23 protein-coding genes are annotated in these 23,498 nt (G+C 59.3%); 9 read left to right on the top strand and 14 right to left on the bottom strand.

From position 1 onward, the window contains the following. Positions 1-3 precede the first annotated feature (3 nt). Positions 4-1,491: a heme biosynthesis HemY N-terminal domain-containing protein gene (locus tag ACR0MI_RS04735; protein WP_170612848.1), complete on the top strand. Its 1,488-nt coding sequence runs from the start codon at positions 4-6 to the stop codon at positions 1,489-1,491. Positions 1,492-1,568: 77 nt separating this feature from the next. Here the strand turns inward: ACR0MI_RS04735 and ACR0MI_RS04730 are convergent, their stop codons facing one another. The 5 genes from ACR0MI_RS04730 to ACR0MI_RS04710 are packed head-to-tail and all read right to left on the bottom strand — an operon-like array spanning position 1,569 to position 5,772. Beyond that, positions 1,569-2,111, bottom strand: a complete 543-nt coding sequence (locus ACR0MI_RS04730) for a DUF3833 family protein (RefSeq protein WP_170619068.1) — start codon at positions 2,109-2,111, stop codon at positions 1,569-1,571. Further along, positions 2,108-2,725, bottom strand: a complete 618-nt coding sequence (locus tag ACR0MI_RS04725) for a DUF3833 family protein (RefSeq protein ID WP_170612852.1) — start codon at positions 2,723-2,725, stop codon at positions 2,108-2,110. The genes ACR0MI_RS04730 and ACR0MI_RS04725 overlap by 4 nt, the downstream gene beginning before the upstream one ends. Continuing rightward, positions 2,722-3,945 carry an MFS transporter gene (locus ACR0MI_RS04720; protein ID WP_170612854.1) on the bottom strand — a complete coding sequence of 408 codons (1,224 nt, stop codon included), beginning with the start codon at positions 3,943-3,945 and terminating at the stop codon, positions 2,722-2,724. The genes ACR0MI_RS04725 and ACR0MI_RS04720 overlap by 4 nt, the downstream gene beginning before the upstream one ends. Continuing rightward, positions 3,945-4,487: a hypothetical protein gene (locus ACR0MI_RS04715; RefSeq protein WP_170612856.1), complete on the bottom strand. Its 543-nt coding sequence runs from the start codon at positions 4,485-4,487 to the stop codon at positions 3,945-3,947. Before ACR0MI_RS04715 ends, ACR0MI_RS04720 begins: the two co-directional genes overlap by 1 nt. Then, positions 4,441-5,772, bottom strand: coding sequence for an FAD-dependent oxidoreductase (locus ACR0MI_RS04710; protein WP_170612858.1), 1,332 nt, complete (start codon positions 5,770-5,772; stop codon positions 4,441-4,443). Before ACR0MI_RS04710 ends, ACR0MI_RS04715 begins: the two co-directional genes overlap by 47 nt. Positions 5,773-5,959: 187 nt before the next feature. Here ACR0MI_RS04710 and ACR0MI_RS04705 point away from each other — a divergent pair, with 187 nt between their 5' ends. Continuing rightward, positions 5,960-6,685, top strand: a complete 726-nt coding sequence (locus ACR0MI_RS04705; protein ID WP_170612860.1) for an SDR family NAD(P)-dependent oxidoreductase — start codon at positions 5,960-5,962, stop codon at positions 6,683-6,685. A 2-nt stretch (positions 6,686-6,687) separates the two neighbouring features. Here the strand turns inward: ACR0MI_RS04705 and ACR0MI_RS04700 are convergent, their stop codons facing one another. Together ACR0MI_RS04700 and ACR0MI_RS04695 are read right to left on the bottom strand one after the other, a co-directional pair. Further along, a complete protein-coding gene (locus ACR0MI_RS04700) occupies positions 6,688-8,340 on the bottom strand; it encodes a Y-family DNA polymerase (RefSeq protein WP_170612862.1) in 1,653 nt (550 codons plus the stop codon). Positions 8,341-8,407: 67 nt separating this feature from the next. Further along, positions 8,408-8,695 carry an I78 family peptidase inhibitor gene (locus ACR0MI_RS04695; RefSeq protein WP_170612864.1) on the bottom strand — a complete coding sequence of 96 codons (288 nt, stop codon included), beginning with the start codon at positions 8,693-8,695 and terminating at the stop codon, positions 8,408-8,410. Between the two features lie 131 nt (positions 8,696-8,826). On the opposite strand from ACR0MI_RS04695, the gene ACR0MI_RS04690 reads away from it, so the two are divergent. Together ACR0MI_RS04690 and ACR0MI_RS04685 are read left to right on the top strand one after the other, a co-directional pair. Further along, positions 8,827-9,939, top strand: a complete 1,113-nt coding sequence (locus ACR0MI_RS04690; protein ID WP_170612866.1) for an S-(hydroxymethyl)glutathione dehydrogenase/class III alcohol dehydrogenase — start codon at positions 8,827-8,829, stop codon at positions 9,937-9,939. Between the two features lie 101 nt (positions 9,940-10,040). Then, the gene (locus tag ACR0MI_RS04685; protein WP_170612868.1) at positions 10,041-10,757 is read left to right on the top strand and encodes an NYN domain-containing protein; all 717 of its coding nucleotides are present in this window, start codon (positions 10,041-10,043) and stop codon (positions 10,755-10,757) included. Positions 10,758-10,764: 7 nt separating this feature from the next. On the opposite strand, the gene ACR0MI_RS04680 is transcribed toward ACR0MI_RS04685, so the two are convergent. The 3 genes from ACR0MI_RS04680 to ACR0MI_RS04670 form a co-directional block, all read right to left on the bottom strand. After that, positions 10,765-11,703 carry a DMT family transporter gene (locus ACR0MI_RS04680; RefSeq protein WP_170612869.1) on the bottom strand — a complete coding sequence of 313 codons (939 nt, stop codon included), beginning with the start codon at positions 11,701-11,703 and terminating at the stop codon, positions 10,765-10,767. A gap of 153 nt (positions 11,704-11,856) precedes the next feature. Then, complete coding sequence (locus ACR0MI_RS04675) at positions 11,857-12,270, bottom strand: group III truncated hemoglobin (protein WP_170612872.1); 414 nt, start codon at positions 12,268-12,270, stop codon at positions 11,857-11,859. A 49-nt stretch (positions 12,271-12,319) separates the two neighbouring features. Beyond that, a complete protein-coding gene (locus ACR0MI_RS04670) occupies positions 12,320-15,238 on the bottom strand; it encodes an error-prone DNA polymerase (RefSeq protein ID WP_170612874.1) in 2,919 nt (972 codons plus the stop codon). Positions 15,239-15,346: 108 nt separating this feature from the next. Here ACR0MI_RS04670 and ACR0MI_RS04665 point away from each other — a divergent pair, with 108 nt between their 5' ends. Next, positions 15,347-15,811: a DUF1203 domain-containing protein gene (locus ACR0MI_RS04665; RefSeq protein ID WP_170612876.1), complete on the top strand. Its 465-nt coding sequence runs from the start codon at positions 15,347-15,349 to the stop codon at positions 15,809-15,811. On the opposite strand, the gene ACR0MI_RS04660 is transcribed toward ACR0MI_RS04665, so the two are convergent. Then, positions 15,808-16,800, bottom strand: a complete 993-nt coding sequence (locus tag ACR0MI_RS04660) for an ABC transporter ATP-binding protein (RefSeq protein WP_170619097.1) — start codon at positions 16,798-16,800, stop codon at positions 15,808-15,810. The two genes, ACR0MI_RS04665 and ACR0MI_RS04660, sit on opposite strands and share 4 nt — an antisense overlap. Positions 16,801-16,887: 87 nt before the next feature. On the opposite strand from ACR0MI_RS04660, the gene ACR0MI_RS04655 reads away from it, so the two are divergent. From ACR0MI_RS04655 to polA, 3 genes are all read left to right on the top strand, one after another. Further along, positions 16,888-17,067, top strand: a complete 180-nt coding sequence (locus tag ACR0MI_RS04655) for a zinc-finger domain-containing protein (protein ID WP_170612878.1) — start codon at positions 16,888-16,890, stop codon at positions 17,065-17,067. Positions 17,068-17,101: 34 nt separating this feature from the next. Beyond that, a complete protein-coding gene (locus ACR0MI_RS04650; protein WP_170612880.1) occupies positions 17,102-17,764 on the top strand; it encodes a YrbL family protein in 663 nt (220 codons plus the stop codon). Positions 17,765-17,857: 93 nt separating this feature from the next. Further along, the gene (polA, locus tag ACR0MI_RS04645) at positions 17,858-20,656 is read left to right on the top strand and encodes a DNA polymerase I (RefSeq protein ID WP_170619070.1); all 2,799 of its coding nucleotides are present in this window, start codon (positions 17,858-17,860) and stop codon (positions 20,654-20,656) included. Between the two features lie 50 nt (positions 20,657-20,706). Here the strand turns inward: polA and ACR0MI_RS04640 are convergent, their stop codons facing one another. Continuing rightward, positions 20,707-20,937, bottom strand: coding sequence for a DUF2798 domain-containing protein (locus ACR0MI_RS04640; RefSeq protein ID WP_170612884.1), 231 nt, complete (start codon positions 20,935-20,937; stop codon positions 20,707-20,709). Positions 20,938-20,978: 41 nt separating this feature from the next. Continuing rightward, a complete protein-coding gene (locus ACR0MI_RS04635) occupies positions 20,979-21,755 on the bottom strand; it encodes a TIM barrel protein (RefSeq protein WP_170612886.1) in 777 nt (258 codons plus the stop codon). Positions 21,756-21,933: 178 nt separating this feature from the next. Between ACR0MI_RS04635 and ACR0MI_RS04630 the strand changes: the two genes are divergently transcribed. Then, positions 21,934-22,872 carry a DMT family transporter gene (locus tag ACR0MI_RS04630; protein ID WP_170613156.1) on the top strand — a complete coding sequence of 313 codons (939 nt, stop codon included), beginning with the start codon at positions 21,934-21,936 and terminating at the stop codon, positions 22,870-22,872. On the opposite strand, the gene ACR0MI_RS04625 is transcribed toward ACR0MI_RS04630, so the two are convergent. Further along, on the bottom strand, positions 22,869-23,450 hold the full coding sequence (locus tag ACR0MI_RS04625) for a DUF1285 domain-containing protein (RefSeq protein WP_170619071.1): 582 nt from the start codon (positions 23,448-23,450) through the stop codon (positions 22,869-22,871). The two genes, ACR0MI_RS04630 and ACR0MI_RS04625, sit on opposite strands and share 4 nt — an antisense overlap. Positions 23,451-23,498: the final 48 nt, after the last annotated feature.

Raw genomic sequence — 23,498 nt, 5'->3', positions numbered from 1 at the left:
GCCATGCTGTGGTCATTGTTTAAGATTCTTGTTTTTGTTGCGATTATCGGTCTGCTGGCCATGGGCGCAGGGTTCCTTATGGAAACCAGCGGCGGTGTTCAGATCACGGCCGGGGGCACGGAATACACGTTAGGGCCGCTTCAATCAGTGATTGGGCTGGGTCTGCTGGTCCTGGGTGTCTGGCTGTTCTTCAAGCTGCTCAGCCTTTTGGTTGCGACGCTGAAATTCCTGAATGGCGACGAAACCGCCCTGTCGCGCTATTTCGACCGCAGTCGCGAACAGCGCGGCTATCAGGCGCTGGCTGACGGCCTGATGGCGCTGGCTTCGGGGGAAGGACGCATAGCGTTGAACAAGGCCACAAAGGCCGAAAAACTGTTGAACAAGCCCGAGCTGACGAACCTGCTGGTGGCGCAGGCGGCCGAATTGAATGGCGACACCAAAAAGGCGTCAGAGACCTACAAGAAACTGGTTACGAACAACTCGACCCGTTTTGTCGGTGTGCGCGGCATCATGAAACAGAAACTTGCCGAAGGTGATGATGAAACCGCGCGCAAGCTGGCCGAAAAGGCGCTGGCGATCAAGCCGAGGCATCAGGAAACGCAGGATATTCTGCTGGGTCTCCAGACCAAGGCGCAGGATTGGGCTGGCGCGCGTTCAACCTTGACGGCCAAACTGAAAGCGGGCCACCTGCCGCGTGATGTGTTCAAACGCCGCGATGCAGTTCTGGCCCTGTCCGAGGCCAAGGATATTCTGGACGAAGATGCGACTCTCGAACAGCAGGAGCACGCGATAGAAGCCAACAGGCTGTCACCCGATCTGGTTCCGGCCGCTGCAATGGCTACGCGGGCCTATATCGCCAAGGGCAAGCCCCGGGCGGCAACCAAGATTCTGAAAAAAGCCTGGGAGGTTCAGCCTCACCCCGATCTGGCGCATGCCTTTGCCGAGATCGTGCCGGATGAAACGCCATCCGAACGGATCAAGCGCTTTACGGCACTGACCCGCATTCATCCTCAGCATCAGGAAACCCGGCTGATACTGGCGGAACTCAATATCGTTGCCGAAGATTTCCCCGAAGCCCGCCGCGCGCTGGGAGATGTGGTGGAAAAACAGGCAGATGCCCGGGCCTATACGCTGATGGCTGCAATTGAGCGGGGCGAGGGTTCGTCGGACGCGGTGGTGCAAGGGTGGCTGGCCAAGGCGCTGAACGCGCCGCGTGGTCCGCAATGGGTCTGTGACAACTGTCACGACATTCAGGCTGAGTGGGCCCCGGTCTGCCAGAACTGTCACAGCTTTGATACGCTCAGCTGGCAAACGCCGCAAACACCGGAAATCGCCAGTGCCACAGGGGTGCATATGCTGCCTCTGATCGTCGGCGCGCTCGAGGATAAATCCGAGCCGGAACAAGACGTTGTGGATGTTTCGAGTGACGACGCGGACGTGATCGAAATGGATGCTGAGCCAGTCGAGGACAAAACCGAAAAGTCGGCCTAGTGTTCAGACAGAATGCGGTGCCCAGCCGTTTGGGGCGTCAGGCTGCGGTTGCATGACCGTGGCCGCTCACCCCCGAACTACTTCTTTTCGAAGAACAGGATAACCTCACCCAAGCGGACGCCAAATCGTGACAGGTATGCACGATTGAGAAGCCTGTCGTCGTCCAGCAGCCACATCCAGTCATCGAAATCGGCCCGCATCGTGCCGTCTTTGACCGGCAGATCGATGCTGTACTTCCAGTTGAATGTGTCGCCCCGCTCGATGCCAGATGCGGTGCCCAGCACACCCGGGGCTGTTCCGGTCCAGGTATCCTCACCTGTTTTTGTCAGGGTCCAGACGCGCTGCTCGGTCGCGCCGTCGTCATAAGTGAAGTCTTCGACCAATGTCAGTGTTTCGCCGGTCCACCTGCCTTCAATATCGACCGTGAAGCGGCGCGAGACATTGCCCAAAACATCCTGAAACTGCCCATAGGCCGCCGTCTGACCGTCAAAGAATTCCTCAAGGTTCAGTTGGCGATCAGAAAGAAAGGTCTTGGGAACCTTTGGCTTGGCGGAACAGGTGGCAAGGATCATAAGCGCGGCAATGGCTATACAGCCTGCCAGAAAGCGGCGAAAGGTCATTGCATTGGCCTCGCCTCGGTTGTCGTGTCGCGACCATGTGCACCGTTCAGGTGGTTGGTCTTGACCGCTGGGGCGGGGCGCATGGTCGCTATCAACTCGACGACCTTCACCCCAAATTTCCGCATCTCGGACCGGTTCATGATCGCGCCGTTTTCGGTGAGATACATCCAGTCGGTGACGTCCAGAATATGCCCGCCGGCGTCTTCAGGCAGCACGATCCGGTAGGAAAGCCTGACGGTCGAGCCTGCGATAACGCCATTTCCTTCTCCGACAATATCGTCTGCGGTTGCCGTAAAAGTGTTGCCGGTGCCCAGGGTCAGGTACCATTTGCGGGTAATTTGTTTGCCGTTGGAATAGGTGAAATGCTCGGTCAGCGTCCCGGAATTTCCGGTCCATTCCCCCACCATGCGCGCGACAAAGCTGTTGGACATCTTTCCGTTTGGCCCAAAGATCAGCCCTTCGGACAGGATTTCCCCGTTCAGTTGCTCTTTCAGCGAAAACTTCGGGCCTGTGTCGGAATAATCTGCGGGTGATTGAGACCGAAAGCTGAAATAGCGCCTTTGTGCAAACAACAGGGCAAGCAGGGCAAACAGGAGAATTGAAAGGAGTTTCATTGGACGGGCTCCTTTGAGGGCAACGTCAGGACCAATCCAAACGCGCCAAGTTTCAGAATGCAGGGCAGCACGGCGTAAGCCAGGTTGAGTGTTTTCAATGCCTGGGCCGAGTTAGCCTGTCCGGGGGTGAATCCGCTGCGTTCAAGCAGGGGCAATGTGAAGAAGGCGGCCAAGGCCAGGCCCAGTTTCCCAGCGAATGACCAGATGCCGAACGCAGCCGAAGCATTCAGCCCGGCACGTGTCAGAACCACCGAGAACATGGCGGGCAAGACCACCATGTCTGCCCCCAGCGCCGCGCCCGAGGTCATGCAGATCAACGCAAACCCCGTGAGGTTCCCGGTCGCCAGAAGGGCCGCCCCGACAAAGCTGGCAATTGACAGAGGCATCGCAATAATCAGAGTCTGTTTAGGGCCAATTCGGTTGCTGAGACGCGCCCAGAACGGAACACTTGCGCCCGCGCTAAGGAAAAACAGGATCAAAAGAGGCCCCGCTTTACCAGGCAGTTGCAGCCGGTCTTCGACAAAGAAAAGAAAGAGTGTGGATGTTATTGCCACAGGCAGGCTGTTTACCAGAGCAAGCACCAGCAGCCTGAGCGCACCAGCCTGGCCCAGGCCGGAATATGTCAGCCCCTCTCCGGTTATCGGCGGTCGCCGCCACATGGGGAATGTCAAAACTATTGACAGGATAGCCATTATCCCAAGGAACAGTCCAAATGCGGGATATCCTTGCGATTGCGCCCCAAGGGCCGCCAGCAATGCCGGCGCACCTGCGGCAAGGATCACTCCGGCCAATTGCCCGCTTTCCCGATAGGCGGCCAGCGTCATCAGCTCTTTCGGGTCAGGCCGTTTGGCAAGTGTCGCGCTGCGGCCATAAAGCAGGATAGTGCCAAGGCTATAGGCTGAAAACAACAGGATCAGAATGGCGACCAAAGCCGCCACACTTGCGCCCTGAGGTAATGAGAACAGCAGGGGAAATCCGACCGCCAGACCCGCCATGGCCATGGCCGCAAACAGAACCTGCGCACCTGGCCAACGGTCTATGGCCCAGCCGATCAGTGGATCCTGCACCAGATCGATCAGGCGGATCGCCAGAAGTACCGTGCCGATCGTGGCCAGTCCAATGCCCAGATTGACGGCAGCAAACCGGGGCAAATGGATATAAAGCGGGATACCGGCCGCAGCAAGCATCAGCGCATACAGGCTGACCCGCGGATAAAGCATCATTTCCCCAACAGCGACTGGGTGAAAGCGGCGGAGCGCGTGTTTTCGCCCACGAAGATGGACATGAAGCTGCGTGTGATCCCCGGGTAAGTCATCGTGCATGTCTTGCGACCGTTCAGCCAGAAGCTCACTTTGTCCGGGCCCTGTGACACGGCCAGAAAGGTGTCGCCTTTGCTGACGGCGTCGAAACAACCATCCAGCTGTTGCCGAACCGGCGCGGCGCGCCCGATGCGTTTCATTTCATCCAGTGTCGAGTTCACGAGCGCTTTTTTTGTCAGGTTCCGCCGATAACGCAGTTCCAGGCCAAAATCTCTGCTCCAGCTGAGCGGCGCCCCTCCTTGCGTGAACAGTTGCGCGTCATACAGAGGAAAGCCCAGGTACCGGAAGGTCGCCGCGCCGCGCGTCTGAGCATTGTCCAGAACACCAAAGACCGGAGACGCCGCCAGCCCGCCGGGGGCAAGCATCGCGACGGACAACAGCGCGGAACGCCAGCTGTTATGCGTCGGTTGAAACAGGGATGGCAGCTTCTTGAGGAACGCCATGTTCAGCTCCGGGTGTTTGCGAGTTTCCTTTGATCAACCCGACAACATGCATTGCGCTGGCAATCCCGTCTTCATGGAACCCATGCCGGTTGTAGGCTCCGGCAAACCATGTCCGGTTTTGCCCCTGCATGTTTCGAATCTGCGTCTGCGCCTTTATGGCGGCCTTGTCGAAGACCGGATGCGCAAATTCCACCTGATCATAGATCTTGTCGTCGCCGATTTCGGTCGGCGCATTCAGCGTAACGAACAGAGGATCGCTATCAGGAATGTTCTGAAGCCGGTTCATCCAGTATGTCACGCCTACCTGTCCGGCTTGCGACCGGTAGGTCCAGCTGGACCAGCAGGCGCGCCGACGCGGCATCTGGGCGGGGTCGCAGTGAAGCGTTGCGACATTCGGCTGATACCGGATTGCGCCCAATGCAGCCTTCTCTGATGCAGTGGCGCCCTGGCCCAGAATGGCAAGCGACTGATCCGAATGCGTGGCCAGTATCACCTCGTCAAACAGGTCCGAGACACCATGGCTGTGAATTGTAACCCCCAGATCGCTGCGCTGAATGTGATCAACCGGTGCGGCCAGACGGATCTCACAGCCACGCGCACGCAATGCCGCATCAATCCGGCGGACATATTCGATACTTCCGCCCGTGACCGTGTACCATTGATGCTGATTGGCGCGGCCAGAGGCCAACAGAGCATGGTTACGGAAAAACTGAACCAGTGAACGGGCCGGGAACTGGTCGACGAACTCGACCGGTGTAGACCAGATCGCGCCACACATTGGCATCAGATAGTTGTGGCGGAACCAGTGACCCAGGCGCAACTGGTCAACCAGTTCGCCAATTGTGGTGTCGTCATCCTTGGCCGCATCGGGTGCTTCTTTTCCAAAGCGCAAAATGTCCGCAATCATCTTGTAATAGGCAGGGCGTGTCAGGTTACGTTTCTGCGCCGTCAAGGTTCGCAGGTTGTTCAGCCCGTACTCGATCCGGCCGTTGTCGATGGTTGCCCCGAAACTCATCTCGCTTTTGCTGACGGGAACGTTCAGTTCATCGAACAGGCGCGTCAGATGCGGGTAGGTAACGTAGTTGAATACAATGAACCCGGTGTCGACGGGCTGGTCGCCGTTCCTTCCAGCCATAACCGTTCGGGCGTGACCACCCAGCCGGGGCTCGGCCTCGAACACGGTTACGTCGTTGTCTTCGGAAAGGTAATAAGCTGCAGAGAGGCCTGAAATGCCTGCGCCGATGACTGCGATTTTCTTGCGTACACGCGGGGTTTCGTCGAACATTCCATCCTCGTTATGCGTTATTTACTGAGATACGCGGGGCCAAAGACAGTGGATCAATAAAAAGCAATACTTTGCTGTATCTTAGCATCCCAAGGCTGTTTGAGGTGGCATCCCCAGGTCCGGACGGTGGGTGATCCTTTCGGGTCACCGGTGCGTAAAACGACTGTTACAACCGGAATGAAAAGGCATGATCGATTTTGATGGAAAGACCTACTGGATCATTGGCGCAAGTGAAGGGCTGGGCCGCTCGCTGGCCGAGGCGCTGAGCAACAAAGGGGCGCATCTGGTCCTGTCCGCCCGCAACGCCGAACGTCTGAAAGAAATCTGCGGGTCGCTGCCCAATGCGCGCGCCGTTCCATTTGATGTCGCGGACCTTGAGGCGGTTCGCCGTGCGCGGCAACAGGTCGGAGAGGTCGACGGACTGGTTTACAATGCCGGCATCTACGAGCCGATGCCCGCAAAACACTGGGATACCGAGGCCGTTCTTGCGATGAATGACGTGAATTTCACGGGTGCCCTGCGGGTTCTTGGCGAAACAGTGCCGGGCTTTGTTCAGGCTGGTCGCGGGGATATCACGCTGATCGGGTCGTTGTCGGGTTATCGTGGGTTACCGGCGGCGATTGGTTACGCCGCCAGCAAGGCAGCGCTGATTTCATTGGCGGAATCCATGCGGCTTGATCTTGCCGGCACCGGTGTGACTGTGCGCATCGTCAACCCCGGTTTCATCAAGACCCGGCTGACAGAGAAGAACAAATTCAAGATGCCGATGCTGATGACGCCGGAAGATGCGGCAAACCGTGTGGTCAAGGCGATGTCGCGACGCCGGTTTCGCACCGATTTTCCGGCTCCGTTTTCGTGGCTGGTCCGGTTTTTTGATTATCTGCCGGACTTTCTGGTGTTTCGCGGCAGGTAGTATCAGCCGAACTGCCCCTGACAGAACCAGCCCGCCGACAGGGTGCCGCCATGGCCGTAAAACAGCCAAAGCCGTTCACCCTGTTCCGTCACCACCACCCAGTAATCGCGCACCCCGCTGCGCCAGTTTGGATCGTCCAGCCACCACTCGGGCGCGATGCGTTCCGGACCGGTGGCTTGTGCCAACTGCCAGTCCCGCCCGCGCCAGCGAAAGGCACCGGGCACTTCTGGGGTTTCCGGGGCCATTACCGGTTCGGGTTGCCACATCTGCAAAGGCCGGGGGCGTGGCGGAACGGGCCAGTTGCGGGCGGGTTCCGACCACGCGGCGGCCAGGGTCTGAGCCGTTTTCTCGGGGATGTGAGAAGCCGCCGGGTGGCGCCGTGTGATCGCCTCCAGACCCACCCGCGCGCCCAGTTTTCCGATCAGGTCTTCGACGGCTCTGTTACCCTCCAGCCGTTCCCGGGCGGCGCGGCTGGCTTCGGCATGGCCGGTTCGGGTCCGGGCGTGGATGGGCTCGGACTGAACCGCCTCAAGTCGCAGCATGTCGATGCCATAACCTGCGTCGATCTTGTCGATCTTCATCTCTAACAAAGGGCGAATACGGTGTTTGTCATAGGTTGGGCGGGCCAGACCGACCTCGATGATCTCGGCCGCCTGATCCGCACGATGCGCTTCGAGCCGTAGGGTACGGACGCCGCGGCCCTTCTCTTCCAATCTGGCGCAGAGCGTGGGCAGAATACGATCGATGGCGGCCATCACGTCCTCGACCAATCCGATCGGGTTGGGCAGGGTCATCCGCACCGCAAAGTGATGCGGCGGACGGGCGGGTGAGACCGGCTCGGGGGCGCTGCCCATCGCCTGATCCAGCCGCAGCACCAGCCCTCGCCCGAACCGCCGCGCCAGAGAGGCGCGGGGCTGGCCCAGCAGATCGCCGATCCGGCGCAGGCCCAGCCGGTTCAGTTGCGCCACCACCTGATCCTCGAGCCGCAACGCTGCGATGGGCAGGGGGCTGAGCGCGCCATAGGATTGCCCCGGTGCTGCGATCCGTGCGCCGCCACCCAGTGCCATCACCTGCGGCGCGGCCCCGCCTTTGGTCCAGTGCCGTCGCTTTCCTGCACGGGCGCGGGTGGCGCGGGCCTCTTGGCTGATGGCGTCACCGTTACGGTCGGACGTGGCCTCTTGCCCGGCATAGCGCGCCAAAGCCCAGGCGGCCCCCAACGTGTCGGCGATGCCCATCTGCACGCTCAGCCCCATATCGGCGCAGTCGGTCTCGATCACGCTCAGCAACGCTTCTTCGCCACCGAACAGATGCGCGCAGCCCGACAGGTCGACAATCAGCCCGTCCGGTGATTCCTCGGCCACCCAAGGGCTGAACTTGCCCACCCAGCGGCGCAGCGCGGTCAGAAACGCGGCCTCGGCCGGGGCATTACGGGGGCGTGTCACAAGTGCTGCACACATGGCATGGGCGTCGCGCACCGGCTGACCCACGCGCAGACCGGCGGCCTGGGCTTCGGCGTTCAGCGAGGTGACGACCTGCATATTGGACTGCTCGGCCACCACGGCCAAAGGCCCATCCTGCAGGCCCCGCGCGGCGCGGACCAGCCGTTCAGCCCCCAGACGGGGGAACCACAGCGAAAGTATTCGGCGTTTGGGCATCGGCAGACATCAAAGTGTTCTCATTTTGTTCTTATCTGAGAATCGATGCCAGAGTCGAGTCCGACCCCTACCCGCAGGCCAGCCGCTGAACGATCCCGGCCCCGTTCACGTAAACGTTCAGCCGGTCGATGCGGTAATCCTGTGTGGCGATGTCATCCGGGCCCAGTACACGGGCTCGCTCGGGCAGATCCGCCCGGATGCTCGAGACCGGCTGGCCAACGGAATCGGCAAAGGGTTCCCCCTTGCAAAAGGCCAGTTCCACCGAAGCGGCTTGGGGGGTGGCGGCGACATCTTCGGGAATGCTGGTGTCGGTACAGGCTGCCAGAAGGATCACAAGCGGGATTAATCGAAGCATTGGCGTTCCTCTTTCTGACAATGTCGTTTCTGCAATATCAAACAATTAGCCAATTTGCCATCAAAGCGCAGTTGAAAACGCTCTGCAATTGACGCAGGGTCGGGGCAATTTAAGACAGGGAGACAAACACCATGCGTACCCGTGCCGCCGTTGCCGTTCAGGCGGGCAAACCTTTGGAAGTGATGGACGTGAACCTTGAAGGCCCCAAGGCGGGCGAGGTTCTGGTTGAAATCAAAGCCACCGGCATCTGCCATACTGACGAATTCACCCTTTCAGGTGCTGACCCCGAAGGCCTGTTCCCGGCCATTCTGGGCCACGAAGGCGCGGGTGTTGTGGTTGAGGTTGGTCCGGGTGTGACCAGCCTGAAGCCGGGCGACCATGTGATCCCGCTTTACACTCCGGAATGTCGTGAGTGTGAATACTGTCTGCATCCCAAAACCAACCTGTGCCAGGCGATCCGCAGCACGCAAGGTCAGGGCCTGATGCCCGACGGCACCTCGCGCTTTTCGACGCTGGATGGCGATCCGATCCTGCACTACATGGGCTGTTCGACCTTCTCGAACCACACGGTTCTGCCGGAAATCGCGCTGGCCAAGGTGCGCGAGGACGCACCCTTCGACAAGATCTGTTATATCGGCTGCGGTGTAACCACCGGCATCGGCGCGGTGATCAACACTGCCAAGGTGGAAATTGGCAGCCGTGCCATCGTGTTTGGCCTGGGTGGCATCGGCCTGAACGTGATTCAGGGCCTGCGTCTGGCCGGAGCGGATCAGATCGTCGGCGTCGACCTGAATCCGTCCAAGGTCGAGATGGCCACCAAGTTCGGGATGACCGATTTCGTGAACCCGAACGAAGTCGAAGGCGATCTGGTGCCTTACCTGGTCGATCTGACCAAAGGCGGCGCGGATTATACCTTTGACGCCACCGGCAATGTCGGCGTGATGCGCGCAGCACTGGAATCGGCGCATAAGGGCTGGGGTGAATCGATTATCATCGGTGTGGCCCCTGCGGGGGCCGAAATCTCGACCCGTCCGTTCCAACTGGTCACCGGTCGTTCGTGGCGCGGCACCGCCTTTGGTGGCGCCCGTGGCCGGACCGACGTGCCCAAGATCGTCGACTGGTACATGGAAGGTAAGATCGAGATCGATCCGATGATCACGCACACCATGGGTCTGGACGACATCAACCACGGCTTCGACCTGATGCATAAGGGTGAGAGTATTCGATCGGTCGTCGTTTACTGATCAGATTAAAAAATCACGGGGCGGGCATTTTCCCGCCTCTTTTCGTGCATACATTCCTCATTACAAATTAAATTCTGATTTGAGGAATTGAAGTGACGACAATGAGTACGGACCGGCTGGCGGTTCTAATTGATGCGGACAACGTTCCCGCAAAACACGCTGCTGAAATTTTTGAAGAAATCGCCATATTGGGCGAAGCAGGTTTAAGGCGGATTTACGGGGATTTCTCCAATAGCTCGCCCCAGGGTTGGAATGCCAATACTCTGGTAGAGTTCGCCATCGTTCCCCATCAGCAATTCGCCAACACGAAAGGCAAAAACGCCAGCGATATTGCGCTGGTGATTGACGCTATGGATATCCTGCATACTGGCCGCTTTGACGGATTTGTGCTGGTCTCCTCCGACAGTGATTTCACGCGTCTGGCAAGCCGTATTCGAGAGCAGGGGCTGGACGTTTTTGGAATAGGGGAACGGAAAGCCCCGAAAGCGTTTGTGGCTGCCTGCAAAAGGTTCATCTACATCGAGAATATCGAAAAAGAGTCCTGCGAAGCAAAGAGCACGGGGAAAAACAGCAAAAAATACAAAAAACAGAGTCTAAACCACGCTTTTCAACTCATCCGAAACGCCGTCAAAAATACAAATGATCCGGATGGTTGGGCGACATTGCCCTTTGTTGAACGGCAATTGGGCAAAATTTATCCGGACTTTGACCCACGCAGTTATGGTTATGCAAAACTATGTGATCTGGTTCGAGGTATGGGGCGTTTTGATGAGGCCGACGCTAACGGCAATTTCCGGATCAGGTGCAAGGAAACCTGAAGGCGGCCTACTCCCCTGGTCTCGACGCCCCCGTATCCGACCTTGGCGATCGGACCCGTAGAACCGGGGTGTTAGCCGAAGTGGTATTGGACCGGCTTTCGCGCCAGACCACGAATACGCCCGAAGCAATGATGATGCTGGCGCCGACAGCGACCCAGCCGTCGGGCTGTTCGCCAAAGAATGCCATTCCGAATATCGTGGCCCAGATGATCTGGCTGTACTGGCTGGGTGCAACAACGCCGGCGGGGGCGGCGCGATAGGCTATGATGATCAGGTGCTGTGCGATCACCGAGAAAACGCCGACAAGGGCCATCATCGCCAGGTGCAGCAGTGATGGAGGCAGATACACCGCCGGTTGGGCGAGGCTCATCACCACGATGGCCAGCAGCATGGGGTAGAGGATCAGAACGGCCGAGCGTTCTTCGTTTCCGATCTTGCGTACCAGGACCGAGGCAAAGGCGCTGCAGAAGGCGGCCGTCAGGGCGGCCAGATGGCCCAGCGTAATATCCGTTGTGCCCGGGCGCAGAACGATCAGCACGCCGATCAGGCCCACGCCGACCGCGGCCCAGCGTTGCGCGCGAACCACCTCGCCCAGAATCGGAATCGACAGGACCGTGACGATCAGCGGGAAGGAAAACAGCAGCGAATAGACCTCGGCCAGCGGGAGGACCGAGAAGGCATAGAACGCGCAGGACATGGCCGTGACCATCAGTCCGGACCGCAGCAGGACCAGCCATGGATGATGGGGTAGAAAGTTTCCTGTCGTCCGGTCGGTCAGGATCGTGACCGCCATGGGGACAAAGGAAAACAGCGTGGCGAAAAAGATGATCTGCATCACCGAATAGGTGCCGCCCAGGACCTTGATCAGCGCGTCATGGCTGGCAAAGACCGCAAAGCCCAGAAACGCGTAGCCAAGTCCCCGAAGGGTGGAGTTTTGAGTGCTCATCAGTTGGCCTCGGGTCGTGGGTCGGTGTGGTTGCGATCGACGCGGCAGCCCGGATGAATTCTCGGGCTGGCTTTTCCTTTGACTAAACACATTTTCCGGGGGCGGATAGCCCCTATTTTACCGCTAACATGGCAAAGCCGCCATGATCGGAGGTCATTGCAAGATCGGCGGCGCGTCCTTGGGCTGGCGTGCCGATTGCACCCCGGCCTTCATCCCCACGCCGATGCGACGAGCCAATGCGACCCACGGCGTGGCGGTTTCAGGCGGTAGCGTTTGGGTGGCGACTTCTTCGAACAGGTCGAGCCAGCGGGCGAAAAGTTCGGGTTTCACATCGGGTCGTTCGATATGGACTCGCTGCGGGTTACCGTCATAGCTGCGCTCGAACAGGATGGCATTGCGCCAGAAGGCGGCGATCTTTTCCTCATGCGCGGGCCAGTCTTCGACATGGTTGGCAAAGATCGGGCCAAGTACGACGTCCTCGCGCACACGTGCATAGAAAGCGCGGACTTGCGCGTTGATCTGGTCCGGTGTCGCCGGAAAGCGTGGGGGTAGGGTGGGGCGGGTCATGACGATCCTGGGATTCGACTCTGTTCTTGGGCAATATCCGGTTATCTGGTCAGGCTACAGGGGTGGTTTTGTCGCGCTGGCCCGGCGTCAGCAGGTGCCGCAGCAAGGCCACCGGATGCGCCTTGAGGCTGAGACGGGTGGCGACGTAGTCCTCGACCACCTGCTCGCCCAATGTCATCTGTGGCAGGTAGGCTTCGGGCTCATCCAGCGCCTCACCTTCCAGATCCTGCGAGAACAGCGGCAAGGGTTTGGCGGTCGCAATCGCCTTGGCTTGCCACAGCGCGTCGCGCCGGGTCAGGTCGCAGGCGGCAAAGGCGTCGGCCTCGGCCAGGCGTTCGATCACCGAGGGGCCAAGGCCCGCACGACGCCAGACATCGTCGACCTGATGATAGCCATTGCCGCGCGCGGCGGTGAGCCAACTGGCGTCTTCCTCGCTGAGACCCTTGATCTGGCGGAACCCCAGCCGCAGGGCCAACCCACCATGGCCATCGGGTTCCATCACATTGTCCCAGAAACTGGCATTGATGCAGACCGGGCGGACCTGAACCCCGTGCTCGCGCGCATCACGCACGATCTGGGCCGGGGCATAGAACCCCATCGGCTGCGAGTTCAGCAGCGCGCAGGCGAAGATGCCGGGATGGTGGCATTTGATCCAGGCCGAAGCATAGACCAGCAGCGCAAAGCTGGCCGCGTGGCTTTCGGGGAAGCCGTATGAGCCGAAGCCTTCGATCTGCGAGAAGCAACGCTCGGCAAAATCATCCTCATAGCCGTTGCGCTTCATGCCGCGCAGAAACAGGGCGCGGAATTCACTGACATTGCCATGTTTCTTGAATGTTGCCAGTGAACGGCGCAATCGGTCAGCCTGTTCCGGGGTGAAACCCGCGCCCACGATGGCGATCTGCATCGCCTGTTCCTGAAACAGCGGCACGCCCATGGTCTTGCCCAGCACCTCACCCAACGCATCAGACGGGAAAACAACCGGCTCTTCGCCATTCCGCCGCCGGATATAGGGATGGACCATGTCGCCCTGAATGGGGCCGGGGCGGATGATGGCGACCTCGATCACCAGATCATAGAATTTGCGCGGCTTCATCCGCGGCAGAAAGTTCATCTGTGCACGTGATTCCACCTGAAACACGCCCACACTGTCGGCCACACACAGCATGTCATAAACCGCCGGATCCTCGGGCGGCAGGGTGGCCAATGTGTAATCGGTCTGATGATGCTGCCCGATCAGATCAAACGCCTTGCGGATACAGGTCAGCATCCCGAGGCTGAGAACATCGACCTTGAGGATGCCCAGGCTGTCGATATCATCCTTATCCCAGCAGATAACCGTACGGCCTTCCATGGTGGCGTTTTCGATGGGGACAAGTTCGTCCAGCCGCCCCTCGGTAATGATGAACCCGCCCACGTGCTGCGACAGGTGGCGGGGGAAGCCATCGATCTCATATACCAACATTAGAGTCTGTTTTAGCCGTCGGTCTTCGGGATCGAGGCCGATTTCGCGCATCCGGTGCGCCTCGAGCCCGGCAGCCGAGAAGAATCCCCAGAGCTGTGACGAGAGCGCAGATATGGTGTCTTCGGTCAGGCCCATGGCGCGGCCGACCTCGCGTATGGCGCGCTTGCCGCGATAATGCACGACCGTCGCGCAGAGGCCTGCGCGTTCGCGACCGTAGCGGTCATAGATATGTTGAATCACCTCTTCGCGGCGTTCATGTTCGAAATCCACGTCGATATCGGGTGGCTCATCGCGGGCTTCCGAGACAAAACGTTCGAAGACCATTGTGCCCATCTCGGGGCTGACTTCGGTGATGCCGAGGCAGAAGCAAACGACAGAGTTGGCCGCCGAGCCACGCCCCTGGCAGAGGATATCGCGGGACCGGGCGAATTTGACGATGTCGCGGACCGTCAGGAAATAGGGTTCGTATTTGAGCTTGCCGATCAGGGTGAGCTCATGCGCCAGCATCTTCTTGGCTTTCTCGGACGCGCCTGCAGGGTAACGCCATTTCAGCCCTTCATGCGCCAGTCGATGCAGGCGTTGAGTCGGGGTTTCCTGCTCGCTACCCTCGCTGGGATATTCATAGCGTAACTCGTCGAGCGAAAAGGTGAGTTCTTCGCTGAGCGCATGGGCGCGGGCAACAGCACCCTCATGGCCTTTGAAAATGCGCAGCATCTCGGCCTCGGATCGCAGGCGCTGTTCCCCGTTGGTCAGCGCATCGCGGCCCAGTTCGTCGACCTTGCGGCGCAGGCGGATGGCGGTCACCACATCGGCCAGCTTGCGGCGTGCACCGTGATGCATCATCGGTGTGGCGCTGGCAAGTGTGGGGAGGTCAAGTTGCTTGGATTCAGCCTCTAACAAAGAGAAATATGCGCTATCCGCGCCATCATATCGGGGGTGCATCAACAGGTGTATGCGCCCGGCAAAGCGGCGCGTCAGCTGTTGCGCCTGTGTCCGCCATGCGTCCGCGCCGCCCCGGGACCGGATCGCCTGTGGCCAGAGCAGCAGGTGGAGACCGTCGGAGAATTCCAAAAGGTCTGACAGATGCAGGATGCAGTCGCCCTTTTCGGCGCGCAGACGACCTGCCGACAGGATACGGCACAGGTTGGCCCACCCCTGCCGGTTCAGGGGCAGGGCGGTGACGGTGGGCGCGTCGGTGAAGATCAGCCGCGCCGCCGGGATCAGGCGTGGCACTGCATGGACCGGATAAGAGGGCGGTTTGGGGATGTGATCGGGGCAGGGCGGGCCGATCGAGGTGTTCTGCGCCTCCCACTCCAGCCGTTCACGCACCTTGCGGGCGATCTCGCGTCCCTGCGTGTGGGCGCGGACGATGCCGGCGACCGAGTTGTCATCGGCAATCGCGATGGCGGGCAGGCCCAGGGTGACGGCACGTTCCATGTACTCCTCGGGGTGCGAAGCCCCGGTGAGGAAGGTGAAATTCGATGTGATCGACAGTTCGGCATACATGGCGATTCCATATTATATTCACGTTTTGTTCTTTTTCGAGTCCTTTGCGCAGGAAACGGGTCGCCTAGGCTTGAGGTCACGGGCATGGTTGCCAAAAGGAGACCCGAAATGTTCAAAATCACCGCATTACCGACCGAAAATGTACGCGCCCTTCAGAAAGGAGGACCGGATGCCTACGGCGCCACCCCGGAACGTGTTGTTTCCACCGGGGCTGGGAATCCCTGCCGACACTGTCTGAAGAACATTCCTGAGGGCGAGGAAATGCTGATATTGGCACATCGGCCATTTTTAGAGACACATCCATACGCCGAAACCGGCCCGATCTTCTTATGTGCCGCCCCGTGCGAGCAGTACGGGGGTGAAGCGCTGCCCGAGATTCTGACCACATCGCCCGACTATCTGATCAAGGGCTACGGGCAGGACGACCGGATCGTCTATGGCACCGGCGCGATCACCGCAACGGATCAGATCAGTAAAAAGGTCACGGAGATTTTCACCCGCCCGGACGTTGCATATATCCACGTCCGGTCTGCACGAAACAACTGCTATCAGGCGCGGATAGACCGGGCCTAAAGCTTGACCCGGTGCATGCCCCGGCGCGGCTGGTCCTGATCGGCAGCCGGGGGATCATCCGTGCGGCTGGACGTCAGCGCGAGGAACACATCCTCGAGATCGGCCTCTTCGGTACGGACATCGCGGATACGAATATTGGCCGCGCGCACCGATTCCAGAACCTGTTCGGCGCTGGTCTGGGCGCTTCGATACTGAAGGACAAGGTTGCCATCTTCGCGCAGCGTGGCCTCAACCCCCGGCGTCGCGGGCAGGTCGGCGACCGGGTTGTCCGGCACGATCACCATGGTGCGGCTGTCCATGCGGCCCAGCAGGTTCGCGGTGCTGTCCTGCGCGATCTTTTCGCCATGGTTGATGATGGCGATCTCGTCACACATCTCCTGCGCTTCTTCCAGGTAGTGCGTGGTCAGGATAATGGTCATGCCCTGCTCGTTCAGCTTTCGGACATTGGCCCAAAGCATCTGGCGCAGTTCGATATCCACGCCCGCCGTCGGTTCATCCAAAACCAGAATCCTGGGGTGGTGGACCAGTGCCTTGGCCAGCAACAACCGCCGCCGCATACCACCCGACAGGGTGCGGGCATAGGCTTCGGCCTTGTCGCTCAGGCCAACCAGTTCGAGAATCTCATCGCTGCGGCGCTGCGCCCTTGGCACACCATATAGACCTGCCTGAACCTCCAAAGCGCCGCGCGGTGTGAAGAAGGGGTCAAGGTTCAATTCCTGCGGCATCACGCCGATGGCCGCCCGCGACTGGCGGGGATGCTGATCCTGATCAAAGCCCCAGATCGACACGTTGCCCGCGGATTTTATCACCAACCCGGCCAGAATATTGATCAGGGTGGACTTCCCGGCCCCGTTCGGTCCCAGCAGACCAAAAACCGATCCACGCGGAACCGTAAGATCAATACCTTTCAGCGCCTGCTTTTCGGGCTGGCCCTTGCCGCCGCGATAGGTCTTGCGCAACCCTTCGATCCTGATTGCCGCATCGCTCATGTGGCTCTTGCCCCCGGTTTGCTCATCGCTCATAAACGCACCTAATACATGCCCGCGAGGCCGACAACCGAAGAAGGATCGCCAGCCGTGACCATCGAAGCGCCGGAAACCAAGATCGTCGAAACCGCTCGTGTCGCCTGCGATGGCGGCGAGGGGGCATTGGGCCATCCGCGCGTCTGGTTGCAGATCCCCGAGGATACCGGCTGGGTTGAATGCCCCTATTGCGACTGCAAATACGTGCTGTCTGGCAGCGAGGCATCAAGCTGACAGCGTGACACGTGCCGCGCAGAACGGAGGCCGGATGCTTTGTGCAGTACAGCTTTTGCACCTGTCGGATCAGGAGCCCTTGGCAAAAGGCGGCCACAGAAACGTATACGCGTATCCGGGCCAGCCTGACCTGTTGATCAAGGTAACGCGCCCGCGAACACGTCGAAACCGTTCCTTTTCCAAGCGGTTGATCAGGCGGATCATGCCGGACACCGCATATCGCAACGCCCTGAAAGAGATCGAGTGTGAGCTGAAAGCCGCGTTGAAAAGCGGTGAGGACATTGCGCAACTGCCTTTGGCGCGGTCGTTTGGCGTCGTACAGACGGATGTCGGGCCGGGGGTTGTGGTGGAGCGTGTTCAATCCGAAGACTCCAAACTGGCAAAACATCTGTTGTGGATGTGTGAGCAGCACAAGCTGACCGAGGAAGTCTTGGCCGACCTCAATCGATTTGTTCAAAAGCTGTTCGAATATCAGATCGTGGGGCGCGATATCCACGAACAGAACATCGTCTACGGGCTGCGTGGTCAGGTCCGCATGTTTCTTTTGATTGATGGGTACGGGGAACGTAACCTCATTCCCTTGCGCACGCTGAACCGCCGATTGAATGATCGCTCGCTGAACAAGCAGATGCAGATGATCGCAGATCGCACGGGGTTGCGTTGGGACAAGGCACGCAGGGCATTCAGCACAGCGTAGGTCGACATATCTGCGCCAGATAGATCACCTTCTTGACTGGCTACCCGAGCGCCCCTGTGGCAGAACCATCCCTGACCGACAGGGAGAGCGCGCATGAGCAATTTCGGAAAAGGGTGTCACCTGCATCTGATCGATGGATCGGCCTTTATTTTCAGGGCTTACCACGCGCTGCCGCCGCTAACGCGGAGATCCGATGGCTTGCCGATCGGTGCTGTGTCGGGCTTTTGCAACATGCTGCAGAAATATGTGGAAGGGAACGCCGGGGCGGATGCGCCGACTCATGTGGCGGTGATCTTCGATAAGGGCTCGCACACGTTCCGGAATGATCTTTATGATCAGTACAAGGCTAACCGCGAGGCAATGCCCGAAGACCTGCGCCCGCAGATGCCTCTGACCCGTGAAGCGACGCGCGCCTTCAATATCGCTTGCAAGGAACTGGAGGGTTATGAGGCGGATGACATCATCGCCACGCTGGCGGTTCAGGCGCGTGCGGCGGGGGGCCGTGTGACCATCGTCAGCTCTGACAAGGACCTGATGCAACTGGTCGGTGACGGGGTCGAGATGCTGGATGCGATGAAAAACAAGCGTATCGATCGCGACGGCGTAGTCGAAAAATTCGGCGTCGGGCCGGAGCGCGTGGTGGATGTGCAGGCGCTTGCCGGGGACAGTGTGGATAACGTGCCAGGCGCGCCGGGGATCGGGGTCAAGACCGCAGCGCTGCTGATCAACGAATTTGGTGATCTCGAAACCCTGCTGGACCGTGCGGAAGAGATCAAACAACCCAAACGCCGCCAGACCCTGATCGAGAAGCGTGACCAGATCGAGTTGTCGAAGAAACTGGTGCAACTGGACGAAAACACGCCGCTGGATTTCTCGCTGGACGATCTGGAGGTGAAGGACCCGGATGCCGAAACCCTGCTGGGTTTTCTGGCCGAGATGGAATTTCGGACGCTTACCAAGCGTATTGCTGACAAGCTCGGGGCCGAGGCTCCTGTCATTGCAGATGCGCCCGCGCCTGCCGCCGAGGTTGAGGAAGCCGAAGCGGTTCCGTTCGATGCGTCGAAATACGAATGCGTCAGGGACGCAGGCGCGCTGCAGAAATGGATCGATCAGGCCTATGAACGCGGCTGGGTCGCCGTGGACACCGAAACCACCGGCCTCAATGAAATGATCGCCGGTCTTGTTGGCATATCGCTGTGCGTGGAGGCGGGCGAGGCCTGTTACATTCCGCTGACGCACCGCGATGGATCCGCTGATGATCTGTTCGGTTCGGATGCACTGGCCGAGGGGCAGATGCCGCTGGATGAGGCTCTGACTCTGTTTAAACCGATGTTCGAGGACCCTTCGATCCTGAAAATCGGGCAGAACATGAAATACGATGCCAAGATCTTTGCGCGCTATGGTGTCAACGTTTCGCCGATCGATGACACGATGCTGATGTCCTACGCCATGCATGGCGGAGAGCATGGCCATGGCATGGATACGCTGTCCGAACGGTATCTGAGCCACACACCGATCCCGATCAAACCGCTGCTGGGGTCCGGAAAATCGGCGATTACCTTTGACAAGGTTCCGATTGACGAGGCGACGGCTTATGCCGCCGAGGATGCGGACATAACCTTGCGCCTGTGGAAGCTGTTCAAGCCGCAACTGCATCAGGTTCAGGTGACGACGGTTTATGAAACGCTGGAACGCCCGCTGGTCCCGGTACTTGCCGAAATGGAAATGCACGGCATCAAGGTCGATCGAGATGTTCTGAGCCGAATGTCCAACGCATTTGCACAGAAAATGGCCGGATTAGAGGCTGATATTCACGAACTGGCGGGTGAGAATTTCAACGTCGGTTCTCCTGCCCAGTTGGGCGAAATCCTGTTCGACAAGATGGGGCTTGAGGGCGGCAAGAAGGGCAAGACCGGGAAGTATTCGACTGGGGCCGATATTCTGGAGGATCTCGCGACCGAGCACGAACTGCCGCGCCGGGTGTTGGACTGGCGGCAGTTGTCCAAACTGAAATCGACCTACACCGACGCGCTGCAAACCCATATCAACCCGGATACAGGCCGGGTGCATACGTCGTATTCGATCACCGGGGCCAATACGGGCCGTCTGGCCTCGACCGATCCGAACCTGCAGAACATTCCGGTGCGGACCGAGGAAGGGCGGCGCATTCGCGAGGCGTTCATCGCCGAGCCGGGAAATGTGATGGTCAGTCTGGACTACAGTCAGATCGAACTGCGGATTCTGGCGCATATTGCCGATATCCCCGCCTTGAAACAGGCGTTTTCTGATGGGCTGGACATTCACGCCATGACCGCGTCCGAAATGTTCGACGTGCCGTTGGACGAAATGACACCGGATATTCGCCGTCAGGCCAAGGCGATCAACTTTGGTGTGATCTACGGAATCTCGGGCTTTGGTCTGGCCCGCAATCTGCGTATCCCAAGGGCCGAGGCGCAGGGTTTTATCGACCGCTATTTCGAACGGTTCCCCGGGATACGGAAATACATGGATGACACGGTCGCCTTTGCCAAAGAGCATGGCTATGTGCAGACCTTGTTCGGGCGCAAAATCCATACGCCCGAGATCAACGCCAAAGGGCCGCATGCCGGGTTTTCGCGCCGCGCGGCGATCAATGCGCCGATTCAGGGCACGGCGGCGGACGTGATCCGCCGCGCTATGGTGCGGATGCCGGAAGCGATCAGGGGGTTGCCCGCCAAGATGTTGCTGCAGGTGCATGACGAATTGTTGTTCGAAGTGGCCGAAGACGCTGTGGACGAAACGATCCGTATCGCGCGCGATGTGATGGAAGGCGCGTCCGATCCCGCGGTCAGGCTGGATGTCAAACTGGTTGTCGATGCAGGGAAGGGCGCCAACTGGGCCGAGGCGCACTAACCCGGGGAACGCGCCGCGCATCAGGCCCGGCGGGCCATCTTTGCGGCGGGTCAGGCTTCGGGCCTGACCAGTCGTTCTACCAGCTGTTTCACTGCGGGACCCAGCAGCAGGATCACGGTAAATGCGATTGGCCAGCAAAACATCCAGGATGAGATCCAGTCGCTCAGTGTGCCCGGCCCAAACCCCACCGCCTTAACCGTGGCAATGCCGGTCACCATGCAGGACATCAGACCAGACATGATTAGGCCGTACAGGGCATGAGCGTAACGAGCGGGTATCATCCGGTTATCCTGTCAGTTGATTGCCCCCCATGTGTGGCATTTCAGGCCTGAATTCCAGTACCCCATCCCTGCATCCAGCCCAGCGAGGCTGCGGTTCGGTCTGTTGACGGTGTGTATTCGGCGCTGACCCACCCAATATAGCCGCAGCAATCCATTGCATCGAAAAGCGCGGGAAAATCCGTGTCACCGCGCCCCGGTTCAGCGCGGTCGGGGGCCGCCCCGATCTGTGCATGAGTGACAAGGGGGTGAAAACGGTCCCAGATTGCAAGCGCATCACCGTGGATCATTTCTGCGTGAAAGCTGTCATATTGCAGGCCGAGATTTGGGCGATCCACGCGGTCCAGCACATTGGCGGCCAGATCATAGTCATTCAGAAAATATCCGGGTTGCGACGTCGTGTTCAGCGGTTCGATCGTGAATTTCTGCGTGGGCGCGAAATCAGCGGCCCATTGAAGATTTCGCACAAAGGTCTCAAACGCTGCTGAGCCTTCTGCATAGCCGGACATGATGTGGATCTGACCCGCGCGCAGCACCTGCGCATATCTCAGGACCCGGCGGATATCGGTCTGAAACCGGGCTTCGCCGCCCGGAACGGCGGCATAGCCGGGCTGTCCGCCTGTGTAATTGGGCGGTGGGGCATTGATCAGCAATAGCTCAAGCCCGTTCTCCAGCAGGGCGCGGCTGGTTTCACGGGCCGCCAGATCGTATGGAAACAGTATTTCCACGGCCGAAAACCCAGCTCGCGCGGCCGCCTCGAACCTTTCCAGATACGGAAGTTCGGCAAACAGAAGCGAGATATTTGCGGCAAATCTTGGCATGTGCTCGGTGTTCCTTTCGCCGGGACCTTAGACCCGGGGTGATGTCCGGGAAAGGGACTGAAAACGACAGATTGTCGAAAATCGACCAGAATAGCGGTGGCACATCGCCGACCGTCGGGCCTGTGCGGCGAATCAATTTTGCGACGCCCTGCCAACAGAAGGTCTGAAATTCATGGCGATGAGCTCTGAAACCGTTCGCGGTCAATCCGCGTCTGTGCCCCAAGGCCAGAGCTCTGCCTTGTCGGGCAATGGCCTGGCGGTTGCGTCCATGCTGTGCTGGGCTGCCGGGTTTCCGGCAGCTGAGGTTTTGCTTCAAAGCTGGCCCCCGGTCGCCCTGTTGGCGGCGCGCCTGGCTTTGGCGGTGCTTGTTCTGGTGCCGGTCTGGATCCTGATCGACGGTCCGACACGTGTTCTTCGCGCACGGTGGCGGCACGCGCTGTTGGTGGGCGGGCTTGGCATAGGCACCGGCATGTTCCTGATCATCCTCGCACAGAAACTGACGGATCCCGTCACCGTCGCGATCATCGCGTCCTGCGCCCCGCTGACGGCGACCCTGCTCGAGCTTGCCGCAGGTACGCGGCGTCTCAAGTGGAACTTTGCCCTTGGCGTTGCTGTATCGATTATCGGAGGCCTGATCGCCACCAGTTCAATGGCCCCGGCGCAGCTGGGCTTGGGCGCGGTCTGCGCCGTGCTTTCAACGGCTCTGTTCTGTTGGGCTAGTCAGGCAACGGCGAGGGATTTCCCCGAACTGAGCCAGACCGGGCGCACCACGATCGTTTTTGTCGGTGGTCTGGTCATGGCGACCATTCTGATGATCCTGTCGCATCAGTTGGGGATGGATATTCTGCCGTCTGCTCCGATTGACGTTGATCAGGTCGGGATGCTGGCGATCTATGCGCTGATTTCGATGGGGATCAGTCAGATTCTGTTTGTCGGTTCCATCGCAAGGCTGGGCGTCGCGCTGGCCTCGTTTCACATCAACATCGCGCCGTTCTACGTGATGCTGATCATGGTGATGCTTGGAGATGAGTGGAACTGGACCCGCGCGCTGGGCGCGGGCATCGTCGCGCTGGCGGTTGTGCTGGCACAAGACCGAAGATCGGTGCGCCTGGCCTAGTTACGCTCCAGCGCATCAGACTGGATCAGGGGAAAGAAAACGCCCCCGGACCAGACGCCGAACCAGCCGTCATGGTCAGTGCCGATATCTACAAGGCGGTAAAAGCTTTTGCGGTCAACGCGCGCCTCAAGGTTTGCGCGCATCAATATGTAAAGGGACGGCTCATTCGTTTCCGGATCGATGACAATGCGGATCGGATGATCGGGCCCTGCGGCAGCTCTATCGCCCACCTGGGTTGTGAACGTCAGGACTTGCACACCGCTTTCATTGGTGTTGTCAAAGTCCACGGCGACAAAGGGTGCATCCTCGACGGTGATTCCCACCTTTTCGACCGGGGTCACCAGAAAATACTTCCCGTCTTCTTTCTTAAGAATTGAGGAAAAAAGCTTCACAAGCTCGAAACGGTTGATGGGTGAACCTAAATAACTCCACGAACCATCTTTGGCGATACGGATGTCCAGATCGCCGCAAAACGGAGGATTCCAAAGGTGAACGGGCGGTAAACCCCGCCTTTTGACTGATTTGACCGAGGCCGCAAGACCATCGGGAGAAGGTGTCACAGGTTTTTGTCCGCTCATTGCTTTTGCCATTTCCTGTCGGCGCGATACACTTCAATCATATTCGTC

Source organism: Ruegeria sp. D4, from assembly GCF_056534475.1.
The sequence above is the reverse complement of the archived record's forward strand: the minus strand, read 5'-3'. Positions and strand labels throughout refer to the sequence as shown.